We start from the raw sequence: 12,268 nt of genomic DNA, 5'->3' as shown, positions 1-12,268 counted from the left end.
ACTCGCGGACCGGCGGCCGACGCTGGTGCCGGCGGCGCGCCCTTCGACCTTCCCGCGTTGCCCCTCGTTGACGGCGAGACGCGTCAGGCGTGGGTCTATCGGTTGTTGCGCGAGGCCATCCTGCAGGGGACGCTCAAGGCGGGCATGCGCGTGCCGTCGTCGCGCGCGCTGGCGCAACGGCTGTCCGTGGCGCGATCGACGGTCGAAGTCGCCTTCGACCAGTTGCGTGCGGAAGGGTATGTGGCCGGCGTGGTCGGCTCGGGGACCTACGTGAGCGCCGCGCTGCCCGACCGTTTCCTGAGACCGGAGCGCCCGGCGCGAACGACGAAGGCGATGCGGGCTCCGGTGTCGACGCCGCCGCCAGCGCCGCCTGTCTTACCCCGCACCGCCACCGCCCGCCCCTCCCGCCACGATGCGACCTTCGTCGCGCGGGTGGCCGATGCCGCGCTGTTCCCGCTCGCCGAATGGCGCGGTCATCTTCAGGCCGCGGCGCGCGGAACGCGGCTGCAGGCCTCTGTCGAGGACGACGCCTTCGGCGCCTGGGAATTGCGGACGGAGGTGGCCCGGTACCTGGGCGCGGCGCGAGGGATCTCCTGCGATCCGGCGCAGGTCATCGTCGTCGCGGGCATCCGTCAAGGCCTGAACCTGGCGGCGCGCGTGCTGCTGCGCGCGACGGACAAGGTGCTGATCGAGGACCCAGGTTATGCGCTGGCCGCGGATATCTTCGCGCCCTTCGCGCGCCGCCTGGCGCCCGTGGCCATCGACGAGGCGGGCTTCTCCGTCGCCCGCGCACGCCGCCACGCGGGCGTGCGGCTGGTCCATGTGACGCCGGCGCACCAGTCGCCCACCGGCGTGACGATGCCGGTCGCCCGTCGCCTCGAATTGCTGGCGTGGGCGCGGGAGCAGTCGGTGTGGCTGCTGGAGGACGACTACGACAGCGAGTTCAACTACCGCAGCGCCCCGCTGCCCGCGCTCAAGAGCCTGGACCAGGACGACCGCGTCATCCACTGCGGGAGCTTCAACAAGACGATGTTCGCCGACCTGCGCGTCGGCTACGCCGTGGTGCCGCAGGCGCTCACCTCGGCGTTCGCCGCGGCCTGCCGCGCGATGGGGCCTTCGGTCGGATTGATCGAGCAACGTGCGCTCGCGGCGTTCATCGCCGACGGCGGGCTGGCGCGTCACATCCGGCGCACGCGCGCCGTGTACGCGCGGCGGCGGGAACGCGTGCTCGAGACCTTGCGTCGGGCGGTCGCGCCGGCGCGGCTGCGGACCGGCGGCGAGCACGGCGGGTTCCACTTCACCTGGTGGCTGCCCGACGATCTGCCGGCGGATGCCCTGGTGAAGCAGGCGGCCGAGCGTGGATTGCGCCTCGAGCTCGTGGCCGACTTCTGCCAGCGCGTGCAGGTCGCGCCGGGCGTGCTGCTGGGTGACAGCGCACTGGGTGAGCAGTCCCTCGACGACGCCCTGCCGCAGCTCGAGGCCGCCATCGCGGCGGCGCGGCAGTCGAGTCGCCGGACAAGGCCGAAGCGGCCTTGAACCCGGCGCCGTCCCGCATCAGGGCCGGTCGAACGTGAAGGTGACTTCCAGCGATCGCAGCTCCATGGCGCATCGCCAATCGGACATGGCGGCCATGACGTTGTTCTTCACGGCGCGCTGCACCTGCCTCGACAGGTCGGCGGGTTGTTCAAGCAGGCGGTGTCCAGCTCATTCACCCGACCGCCCTGCACACCGGCCTTCACGCCGACGACCAGACGCCCGTGCCAATCGGGCGCGTCAGGCGCTTCGGGCGCGGGCAGCCTGGCGCAGTCGGGCATGGTCTTGAAGTCGACACGCGCCGGCACGCCCGGAGCGGCGAACGCAGGCGAAGGGAGCTGGACGGCGAGCAGCGTCACCGCGACGGCTGACAGGAGACGGAGGTTCATGGGCGCCACTCTACAGGCTCCTCGCGGGCCGCCGGCACGCCTCGCCTCCTGCGGCGAGAATGCCGTCCCATGGCACAAGGCAAACGCATCTCCGTGGACATCGACGACGGCGCACTCGAGGCGATCAAGGCGCTGGGCGCCGCGGCGAAGGCCGCGCGCATGGCGGCCGGCGAGAGTCAGGGCGCGGCAGGCGCCCGGCTGGGCGTCCACGTCCAGACCATCGCACGCATCGAGTCCGGCGAACCCGGCGTCGCGATCGGGCATGTGTTCGGGATGCTGGCGTTGTATGGGATCAGGCCGGGGTTGCCCGGAGGGCCATCGCCATCCTGATGCTGCTCGGATTCCCCATCGGCACCCTCATCGGCGCCTACCTGCTGTTCAACAGTCGCGACTGGCCGAAGCCGGATGAGCCGCTGTCGCGGGAAGCGAAACTGGACTTCTGATCCCACGCTTGCGCTACTGTTGTTCGTCAGCCGCGGCGAGCGCCCGCTTGAGAAGGGGAAGCACCGCGTGGAAGTTCAGGGTCAGGTCTTGCTCGGACTTCACCGGATGTGGAAAGCGAACCTGGTACACGCCCCGACGTCCTGGAGATGCCCCAAGGATTCTTACGATGTCGGGGCCCCCGCTTTCCCAAGCGATGCCCACCTGCCCGCCACTGGGATCCTGGATGAACAGGTCCCCATTCCGTTTGGGCCACGGGCCCGGCCAGGGCGCGCCGACGTATCCGAGACGCCACCCATCGATCTCGGCCCCTGCAATCAGCCCGCCTTCGTCGTAAACCGCCTCGTGTGTCATGCCAATGAGCGTAGCCGACTCCTGGTCTCGGCTTGTCACAGGGCTCTTTGCACCCGACTCGCCAAGCGCCGCGGCGATGAGTGCCATCCCTGCCAGCACTCACCGGATCACGATCTCATCCCCCCGCTCCTCGACCTTGAGCCCGAACCCGGCCCGCAGAAGGCGCGCGAAGCCGTCCACGTTGTTCACGTCGAAGGTGCCGTCGATGCGGGTCTGCGCCGCGCGCTCGTTCTCGATGCGCAGTGAGCGCCTGTTGTAGCGGTTGAATTCCGCCGCGGCCTGCGCGAGCGTCATGCCATCCAGCTGCAGCTGGCCCTGCATCCACGCCAGCCCGCCCGCGATCGCCTGCGGCGATTCATGCGCGAGCTTGAGCGAGGCGCGTGTCGCCTCGCCGGTGTCGGCCGCTGCCAGGACCGCCGACGCACCGGACTGTCCGTCCACCTGCACGCGCCCCTCGACCACACGCACGCGGAGCCGGTCACCGTCCCGACGCAGCGAGAACTTCGTGCCGATCACCGTCACGCGCTGCGTGCCCGCATGGATCACGAACGGCCGCTTCGCATCGTGGGCGATGTCGAAGTAGGCCTCGCCGCTGTCCAGCCAGACGCGGCGCTCGCGTGCATCGACTTCCGTGCGCAGGCTCGTGGCCGTGTTCAGCGTCAACGACGAGCCGTCGGTCAGCGCCACCACCGCGCGCTCTCCGACGGCAGTGACGTGCGATTCGCCGGCCCGCCACGGCCACACGCCGCCGGGCTCGCTCAGGCCGATGCTCAGCGCGAGGCCCAGCGCCGCCGCGGCACCCGCGCCCCAACGTGTCACACGGTGCGTCCAGAATGCCGGTCGCGCGAACCTGCGGGACGGTGCCGGGACGTCGGGTTCATGTGGCACGCCGTGCGAGCTTTGCGAACCCTGCAAGGCCTGCAGTCGATCTGCACGCGTCCACGCGGCCTCCAGGCGCAGGAAAGCGACCAGGTGCGTCGTCGACTGGGCCAGCCAGTCGTCGAGCGCGCGTTGGCGGTCCGGGCTCCATCCCTCGCCGTCGCGCGCCGCAAGCCAGTCCGCCGCCATCGCGTCCACTGCCCTGGCTCCGGTGGCGGCGTTCGTTTCGCCCTCCGCAGGGGTCCTGTGATTGCTGTTCATCGTCAATGCTTCCGCGTCGGCAGGTCCTGGCCCTGCGCCGCCTCGTGATCGTCCTGCGCGCGCCGGTCGCGCGTCTGCGTCCTTGCACCGCGGTCGTCGCGCCCCAGCGCCTGCGCCAGCGCCCGGATGCCCTTGGACACCTGCCGCTCCACCGTGTCCTCGGTGATGCCGAGCCGCTCGGCCACCTCCCGCTGCGAGAGGCCTTCCACCTTGCGCAGGCGCACGACCTCGCCGCAGCGCGCGGGCAGCGCCGCCAGCGCCGCTTCGAGCTGCCGCAGCTCGCTCCTGCCGGCGAGATGCCGCTCCGGGCTGAGTTCGTCCGCCGTCGGCATCACGGCCTCCATATCCGCGTAGGCCTCGATGGACACCACCTGCGTCCGGCGCGCCCGGTCGATCAGCAGGTGCCGCGCCACCGACAGCACGAAGGCCGGCGCGGAATCGGGCCGGCGCTGCGCCGCGGCATCGAACACGCGTGCATAGACCTCCTGCCGGAGATCATCGATCTCATCGACGTCGCGCCAGTTCCTGCGCAGGAAGCGCATCAGCTGCGGCTCGTGGGGAAGCACTTCCTCCACGAACCACCGTTTCAGCTCATCGAGCGACACGCCGGCTCCCCGCGTTCGACATCGCCGCACAGCGCAGCGTTCATCGTGCTTGTCATCATTCCGTCATTCATCCATCCCCGTCATCTACTAGGACGAACGGGCAACGCAAATCCGGTACGCCGGCAGCAGAAAAATAGTCCGGAAAATGAATGCCGGATCCCTGGCGCTGGCGCGTCTAAGGAAGGGAGAGCCCTCCCTCCCCTTCCGTCAAGGATTTCCGTCATGTTCAGCCCCATCCCCTTCCGCCCTGCCGTGCTGGCCGTCGCGGTGCTGTGCGCCGGCGGCGCGCAGGCCCAGACTCGCGCGTTCGACTTCGACATCCCGGCCGGCGATCTCAAGCCCGCCATCGATCGATTCGCCCGCGAGACCGGTGCGCAGATCTTCTACAAGGCAGATGACGTGACGGGGGTCGCGACGAAAGGGGTGCGCGGTCGCCGGGCGGAAGACGAGGCGCTGCGCGAGCTGCTCGACGGATCGCCGCTGACCTTCAAGCGCGATGGCACGCGGGCCCTGGTCATCTTTCGCCCCGCGTCCGACACCGGCACCGCCGCGGCCGTCACCGGCATCGGCACCGGCGCCACCGACGACACGGTCAGCGCCCTCGACACCGTGACCGTCACCGCGCAGCGCCGGCCCGAGGCCGCGCAGAGCGTGCCCATCGCGTTGACCAGCTTCTCCGGCGCGACCCTGGACACCTACCGCGTCTCCAGCCTGCAGGACGTGTCGCGTTTGACGCCCGGGCTGCTCGTGTCCGCGTTCAGCGTGTCCAACCCGACGATCGCGATCCGCGGCGCCAACAACACCTTCTCGCAGATGGGCGTGAGCAAGCCGGTGGCGGTCGTCGTCGACGACGTCTTCGTCCCCCGCAACGGCGCCGCCAGTTTCGAGCTCTTCGATCTGGACAGCCTCACCGTGCTCAAGGGCCCGCAGGGCACGCTGTTCGGCCGCAACGTCACCGGCGGCGCGATCGTGATGAACACGCGCAAGCCGGTGTTCAACGAACGCAGCGCGGAGACGCAGCTGACGCTCGGCAACTTCGGCGCGGTCAACGTGGACGCGCTGGCCAACCTGCCGGTGGGCGAGGACCAGGCGATCAAGCTGTCCGTCGCCACGCGCGACCGCGACGGCACCGGACGCGACCGGCTCACCAGGCGGGACCAGGATGACCTGCAGAGCCGCAACGTCCGCGGGCAATGGCGCGCTGCCCTCGGTGCCGACGTCGACGCGCTCGTCAGCGTGGACTACGGCGAGGACAGCAGCGGCGGCCGGACGCTCTCGTCCGTGACGCTCGGCGACGACGGCGATCGCCGGACGTCCGAGGTCGGTGTCCCGCAGGGCTTCGACCGCACGCTGTGGGGCGCGTCCGCCAAGTTCGAATGGATGCGACCCTGGGGCGAGATCACCTCCATCACCGCCTTCCGTCATTCGAGGTCGCGCGAGGACTACTCGGGCGTTGGCGCCAACTACGCGCTGCTGACCACGGGCGCGCAAGCCTTGACGAACGATTCGGAACGCGTGGGCACCTGGTCGCAGGAGTTGCGCTACGCCAGCCCGCGCTGGACCTCCGGCCATCTGCAGGCCGGCGTGTTCTTCCTCGACGAGGACGGCTCGCGCCGGCTCGGTCTGCAGTCGCTGGCCGCGAAGACCGGCGCGCTCACCGCGTCGACCTTGGCCGACCAGCAGGTGCGCACGCGCAGCGCCTCGGTCTTCGCCGACGGCACCTGGCACTGGACGTCGACCGTGGATCTCACGGCCGGCGCGCGCTACACCTACGACCGCAAGACGGCCTCGCTGGACCGCGCGGACCTCGTGCGTCCGGCGGCCAGCTTCTCCGCGCAGGGCCTGCGCGCCTCGTGGAGCGAATGGACGCCGCGCATCGCGCTGAACTGGCAGCCGTCGCAGCAGATGCTGCTCTACGCCAGCGTCACCCGCGGCTTCACCGCTGGCGGCTTCAACACGGACGCGAGCTCGCTGGCCGCGTTGTCGACGCCCTTCAATCCGGAGACGGTCACCAACCGCGAGGTCGGGCTCAAGTCCCAATGGCTGGACAACCGGCTCCGCGTGAACGTCTCCGTGTTCGACATGGCGTATCGCGACAAGCAGGAGTTCGTGAACAACACGGTGACCGGCATCCTGAGCATCATCAACGCGAGCCGGGCCACCGTGCGCGGCGCAGAGGTGGAGGTGGCGTGGAAGCCCGCGAAGTGGCTGGGCCTGACAGCGACCTACGGCTACCTCGACGGCAGCTACGACCGCTTCGAGATCGGGAACATCAACTACACGGGCAACCCGCTGGCCTCGTCGCCGAAGAACAAGGCCTCGCTGGCGGCGGACTGGCGCATCCCCGCACGCGGCGGCTTCGCCGTCGGCGCGGTCAACTACGGCTGGCAGTCCGACTACAACACCGGCGCCGCCAACGATCCGAACCTTCAGATCCCCGGATACGGCCTGCTGAACCTGAACGCCGGCTTCGAGGCCTCGGATCGGCGCTGGCGCGTCGTGGCCTGGGTCAAGAACGCGACCAACCGGGCCTACATCCTGACGCGCTCCACGCAGGTGGTGCGGGCGGAGTACCTCGGTGACCCGCGCACCGTCGGCGTCACGGCGGCGCTCCGCTTCTGAGACGGAGTCCGTCATGAACTTCAGCGACAAGCGCCGGCGCCTGGTGGGCGCCATGGGACTGCTCGGGCTCTCCGGATCGACCCTGTCGGGTTGCGCCACCGGCGGCACGCCGCGGTCATCCGCTTCGGCAGGCCCCGACACCTCCGCTACCTCCACAGCGAGCGCGGCGGACGGCCGCCCACTCGATCCCTGGCAACCGGGCCAGCTCGACATCCATCACCTCGCGATCGGACGCGGCAGCGCCACGCTGGTGATCCTGCCCGACGGCACCAGCCTGCTGATCGACGCGGGTGCCTCGGCCAACGCCACCGACGTCAGCGTAGCGACGCGCCCCGGCCCGCAACGCCGCGCCGGCGAATGGATCGCGCGCTACGCGCAGCGGCACCTGGCGCCGACCGGCGGACGCGGGTTGGACTATCTGCTCGTCAGCCATCTGCATCCCGATCACCTCGGCGATGTCGCTCCGGGGCTGCCCCAGTCGCGGCGCGGCGACTACCGTCTGACCGGCGTGATGGACGTCGCCGAGCAGCTCGAGATCGGCACGCTCGTCGATCGCGGTTTTCCGGACTACCGGTATCCGGGCGCCGGCATCGAGCAGGCGCCGTTCGCGGCGAACTACCGCGCGTACGTGGCCGCGCGGCAGGCCGGCGGCAGCGCGGTGCAACGCTTCGAGGCGGGCTCCGATCGGCAGTTCCTGCCGCGAGCGCATCGCTCCTCGGAGGGGCGCTTCGCCGTGCGCAACATCGCGGTCAACGGCGAGGTCTGGACCGGACGCGGCGACGAACGACGTTCGACCTTCCCCGATCCCGCCACGCTGCCCGATCGCGACCGTCCCAGCGAGAACATGTGCTGCGCCGCGATCCGCATCGAATCGGGGCCGTTCCGCTACTTCACCGGCGCGGACCTGACCAGCGACACCTTCAACGGCGACCTGCCCTGGCGGGACATCCTCGGCGCCGCCGCGCGGGCGGCGGGACCGGTGGACGTCGCCACGGCGGACCATCACGGCTTGTACGACGGTGTCAGCGCCGACGTGGCGCGCACCCTGCGTCCGCGTGCCTGGGTCATCCCGACCTGGCACATCTCGCACCCGAGCCTGCAGCAGCTCGAGCACATGTTCAACGATCGCCTCTACGCGGGGCCGCGCGAAGTCTTCGCCACCGAGGTGATGCACGAGAACGCGTTGATGCACCGTCGCCTGATGCAGAAGCTGCGCAGCACGCGCGGCCACGTGATCGTGCGCGTCGAGGCCGGCGGCGAGCGATTCAGGATGCTGGTGACGGACAACGCCGACGAAGCGGATCGGGTGATCTACGAGTCGGCGCCGATGCGCAGCGGAGCAATCAGGCCAGCTTGAAGGTCGCCACGACCTTGACGAGCTGCTCGGCCTGGGACTTCAGGCCGCTGGCGGCGGCGGCCATCTGCTCGACCAGCGCGGCGTTCTGCTGCGTCGCCTGGTCGATGTGGGTGACGGCCTCGCCGACCTGGGCGACACCGCTGGACTGCTCGCTGCTGGCCGAGCTGATCTCGCCGATGATGTCGTTGACGCGGCGGATGCTGCCGACGACTTCGGTCATCGTCTCGCCGGCGCGGTCCACCATCTTCGTGCCCTGCTCCACCCGCTCGACGCTGGCGGTGATCAGGCGCTTGATCTCCTTGGCCGCCTCGGCGGAACGGCCCGCCAGCGAGCGCACTTCAGAGGCCACGACCGCGAAGCCGCGGCCCTGCTCGCCCGCGCGGGCCGCTTCCACGGCGGCGTTCAGCGCCAGGATGTTGGTCTGGAAGGCGATGCCGTCGATGACGCCGATGATGTCGCCGATCTGACGCGACGAGTCGTTGATGCCCTTCATGGTCTCGACCACGCGGCCGACCACCTCGCCGCCCTGCACCGCCACGTCCGACGCGTTCTGCGCCAGCTGGTTGGCCTGGTGGGCGCTGTCGGCGTTGTGCCGCACGGCGGCGCTCAGCTGTTCCATCGAGGACGCCGTTTCCTCCAGCGAGCTGGCCTGCTGCTCGGTGCGCGCGCTCAGGTCCATGTTCCCCACGGCCATCTCGTCGCTGGCGGTCTGGATGCCCTCCGACGCCTGGCGCACCTGGCGCACGAGGTCGGTGAGGCCGCTGCTCATCTTGCCGAGCGAGCCGACCAGGTAGGCGATCTCGTCACGGCCTTCGACTTGCAGGCGCCGCGACAGGTCGCCCTGGGCGACCGCGTCGACGAGTTCGATGGCCTTCGCCATCGGCCGCGTGATCGAGCGGGTCAAGGTGATCGCCAGCACGATGCCGAGCGTGATCGCGATCACGCCCAGCACCTCCAGCTGGAACTGGGCGCGCGCGGTGTCGGCGGCGATCGTCTGGTTCAGGTCGTCGATGACCTGGCGCTGGTAGTCCAACACGGCCGTCAGGGCGGCCACGTAGGCGGGCGCGACGACGCTGAACTCGCTGTCGTAGATGCGGTTGGCCTCGTCGGCCTTGTCGGCGCGCTTGGCCGCCATCATGCGGTCCCGCGCGTCGAGGTAGGCCTTGCGGGCGCCGTTGAACTTCTCCAGCAACGGCTTCTCGCGCTCGTCCGTCGGCAGGTCCGCGAGGGCCTTGACGATCTCGTTGCCGCGCGCGGTCGAGGCCTTGGCCTCGTCGCGGAAGAGCGCCTCCAGGCCGCCGTCCGCGTTCTTCGCGATCGCCTTGCCGCGGGTCACGCCAGCCACGACGTTGCGCAGCTGCTCCTCCAGCAGACGCTCCTTGGCCAGCGGCGAGGCCATCATGGCCTGGACGGCGACCGACGCGCTGTTCAGGCGCAGCACGCTGACGACCAGCATCAGCGCGAGCAGCAGCAGGATGAGGGCAAAGCCGGCACCAAGCCGGGTACCGACACGCATGTTGTTCAGAGTCATGAGGACCTCATCCAGGACAGTGGGGGTTGCAGCGGCCGGCGGGTGCAGGGGAGCGCTCCCGCCGGGTTGGGCGCGAGCCTATGCGTTTGTTTCATCGACGAACAGACCCGCCCCGGGCGCGCGCCCGGCAGCGCCGTGAACAGCTTGACGAAAGCCGCGTCGTTACGCGGGGATCGACCGGACGCGGCATGACGGATCGATGACGGATCGATCCGCGGACGACGCTCGTCGGCCCGGATGGCAGTTCGTCACGGCTCGTCGGCAGCGCGTCATCTCGCGGTCGCCTAGCCCGGGGCGGACATCGAGACTCCGGGCTCCGATGATGGACCTGCGAGGACAAGAATGAAATCACTTGCCGTGCTGCCGCTCTGCGCGCTACTGGCTGCGACACCCGCTCCTGCAACAGCGCTGACAGCCCCGGCGGAAGGAACGGCCGCGCCCGCCCCGGTCACGACGAGTTGCCTGGTCGGCGCCTATCGCATGGAAAACGGCCAGACGCTGGACATCGCGCCAGCCAGGGGCAACACCCTGCGCTGGATCGCCTTCAGCGGCGAGACGGGCCTGCTGCGGCCGCAGCCCGACGGCGCATGGACCAGCACCGCCGGATGGACCGGCAGGCCGACGGCGGACACGCTGTCATCGGCCGATTGCAACCAGGGGGAGATCACGTTCGGCGGACAACGCGGCCAGCGCATCGACTTCGATGTGACGGAGACCACCTTCGATGCGGGCGGTGTCCCGCTGGCCGGACGTCTCGTCATGCCCAGGGGCGAGGGCCCCGTGCCGGTGGTGGTGCTTCTCCATGGATCCGAATCAGACTCCGCACGCGAAGGCGATGCACTTCAACGCCTGCTCCCCGCGGAGGGCATCGGCGCGTTCGTCTACGACAAACGGGGCACCGGCGCCTCCGCGGGCGCCTACACGCAGGACCTCAGCCTGCTGGCCGACGATGCGGTGCGGGCCATGAAGGAGGCCCGCCGTCTCGCGGGACCGCGTGCCGGCCGCATCGGCTACCAGGGCGGCAGCCAGGGAGGATGGGTCGCGCCGCTGGCGGCGGAGCGCGCGCCGGTGGACTTCGCCATCGTGAGCTTCGGCTTGACGGTGTCCATGCTGGAGCAGGATCTGCAGAGCGTCGCGCTCGAGATGCGCGCCCACCGGCATTCCGCGCGGGACACCGAAGACGCGCTGGCGCTGACGCGCGCCGCGCAGAAGGTCATCGAGACGCGCGGCAAGGAGGGCTACGAGGCGTTCGACGCCTTGCGCGAGCAATTCAGGTCGCGGGCCTGGTTCAAGGACGTGCGCGGCAACTTCCTGCATCTGGTGCTGCCGCTCGACAAGAGGCAGATCGTCGAGGGACTGAACACGACCTACAAGTTCGACGTGTCCTTCCGCTACGACCCGATGCCGACGCTGCGGGCCTCGCGCACGCCGCAGCTGTGGGTCCTCGGCGCCGACGACCGCGTCGCGCCGAGCGCCGGTACCGAGGCGGACCTCCGTTCCCTGATCGCGGCGGGCAAGCGCTACACGCTGGCCGTGTACCCGGGTGCCGACCACGGCATGACCGAATTCGAGCTCACGCCGGACGGCAAGCGGATCTCCACGCGCTACGCCGAGGGCTACTTCGCGCTGATGCGGGATTTCATCCGGGACGGCCGGATCGGCGCGGTCGACGACCGGTACGGGAAGGCCCTCATCACCCGCCCCTTGCCGGTGAAGTGACCCCGGCTCGCGGCAGTAGTAGAGTGCCGCCATCCCGACCCTGAACCACCAGAAGGAAATCGAGCCATGCCAAAAGGCGAGCAACGCAACGACAAGGCCAACAAGAAGCCCAAGAAGGACACCAGCACGCCCAAGGAGTCGTCCTCCGTCTCCACGCGGCCGGTCGCGCCGATGACGGCCGTGATGCCCAAGGGCAAGCTGAAGAACAAGCCGGGCTGAGCGCCGGCCCGCCCGGATCGCTCGATCCGGGCCGTGCAAGGAGGAACGCCGGCGGGACTCGCGTCCCGCCGGCGTTTTTCATTGGCGCAGGGGCCTCAGCGCATCACGGCATCAGTGCTTGCCGGCGTCCTTTGCCGCTTCCTTCACGTCGCCGTAGGCCTTCTGGGCCTTGCCGTCGACCTGCTTGGCCAGGCCCTTGGCCTGTTGTTCGGTGCTGCCGACCACTTCACCGGTCTTCTGCTGCACCTTGCCAGCGATGTCCTTGGCGGCGCCCTTCACTTGGTCCTTGTTCATCATCAACTCCGGAAGTTACTGCGAATCCCGCAGGGTGCGATGGCACTGGAGTCATCCTAGGCGG

Annotated in this window: 11 protein-coding genes; 6 read left to right on the top strand and 5 right to left on the bottom strand. The window is 69.8% G+C overall.

What is annotated here, in order from left to right; translation table 11 throughout:
* Nucleotides 1–57 precede the first annotated feature (57 nt).
* Nucleotides 58–1,536 (top strand): MocR-like pyridoxine biosynthesis transcription factor PdxR, encoded by a 1,479-nt coding sequence (gene pdxR, locus AC07OZ_RS24605; protein WP_495469703.1) that lies wholly within the window; start codon nt 58–60, stop codon nt 1,534–1,536.
* Nucleotides 1,537–1,643: 107 nt separating this feature from the next.
* Here pdxR and AC07OZ_RS24600 read toward each other — a convergent pair whose 3' ends face one another.
* Complete coding sequence (locus AC07OZ_RS24600) at nt 1,644–1,922, bottom strand: hypothetical protein (RefSeq protein WP_495469702.1); 279 nt, start codon at nt 1,920–1,922, stop codon at nt 1,644–1,646.
* 69 nt (nt 1,923–1,991) lie between these two features.
* Here AC07OZ_RS24600 and AC07OZ_RS24595 point away from each other — a divergent pair, with 69 nt between their 5' ends.
* On the top strand, nt 1,992–2,252 hold the full coding sequence (locus AC07OZ_RS24595; protein WP_495469701.1) for a helix-turn-helix domain-containing protein: 261 nt from the start codon (nt 1,992–1,994) through the stop codon (nt 2,250–2,252).
* 564 nt (nt 2,253–2,816) lie between these two features.
* On the opposite strand, the gene AC07OZ_RS24590 is transcribed toward AC07OZ_RS24595, so the two are convergent.
* Nucleotides 2,817–3,857 (bottom strand): FecR family protein, encoded by a 1,041-nt coding sequence (locus tag AC07OZ_RS24590; RefSeq protein WP_495469700.1) that lies wholly within the window; start codon nt 3,855–3,857, stop codon nt 2,817–2,819.
* Between the two features lie 2 nt (nt 3,858–3,859).
* Nucleotides 3,860–4,462, bottom strand: a complete 603-nt coding sequence (locus AC07OZ_RS24585; RefSeq protein ID WP_495469699.1) for an RNA polymerase sigma factor — start codon at nt 4,460–4,462, stop codon at nt 3,860–3,862.
* Between the two features lie 222 nt (nt 4,463–4,684).
* On the opposite strand from AC07OZ_RS24585, the gene AC07OZ_RS24580 reads away from it, so the two are divergent.
* On the top strand, nt 4,685–7,084 hold the full coding sequence (locus tag AC07OZ_RS24580; protein ID WP_495469883.1) for a TonB-dependent receptor: 2,400 nt from the start codon (nt 4,685–4,687) through the stop codon (nt 7,082–7,084).
* A gap of 13 nt (nt 7,085–7,097) precedes the next feature.
* Nucleotides 7,098–8,441: an MBL fold metallo-hydrolase gene (locus tag AC07OZ_RS24575; RefSeq protein ID WP_495469698.1), complete on the top strand. Its 1,344-nt coding sequence runs from the start codon at nt 7,098–7,100 to the stop codon at nt 8,439–8,441.
* Here AC07OZ_RS24575 and AC07OZ_RS24570 read toward each other — a convergent pair.
* Nucleotides 8,428–9,972 (bottom strand): methyl-accepting chemotaxis protein, encoded by a 1,545-nt coding sequence (locus AC07OZ_RS24570; protein ID WP_495469697.1) that lies wholly within the window; start codon nt 9,970–9,972, stop codon nt 8,428–8,430. The genes AC07OZ_RS24575 and AC07OZ_RS24570 overlap by 14 nt on opposite strands.
* Before the next feature lie 342 nt (nt 9,973–10,314).
* Between AC07OZ_RS24570 and AC07OZ_RS24565 the strand changes: the two genes are divergently transcribed.
* On the top strand, nt 10,315–11,691 hold the full coding sequence (locus AC07OZ_RS24565; RefSeq protein ID WP_495469696.1) for an alpha/beta hydrolase family protein: 1,377 nt from the start codon (nt 10,315–10,317) through the stop codon (nt 11,689–11,691).
* Between the two features lie 66 nt (nt 11,692–11,757).
* On the top strand, nt 11,758–11,910 hold the full coding sequence (locus AC07OZ_RS24560; protein WP_297531206.1) for a hypothetical protein: 153 nt from the start codon (nt 11,758–11,760) through the stop codon (nt 11,908–11,910).
* A 111-nt stretch (nt 11,911–12,021) separates the two neighbouring features.
* On the opposite strand, the gene AC07OZ_RS24555 is transcribed toward AC07OZ_RS24560, so the two are convergent.
* Entirely contained in the window at nt 12,022–12,204 is a 183-nt protein-coding gene (locus AC07OZ_RS24555; RefSeq protein ID WP_431104799.1) for a CsbD family protein, read from the bottom strand.
* Nucleotides 12,205–12,268 lie beyond the last annotated feature (64 nt).

It is taken from the genome of Roseateles sp. GW821-FHT09G03, from assembly GCF_059416045.1.
This window is presented reverse-complemented; position numbering and strand designations above follow the sequence as displayed.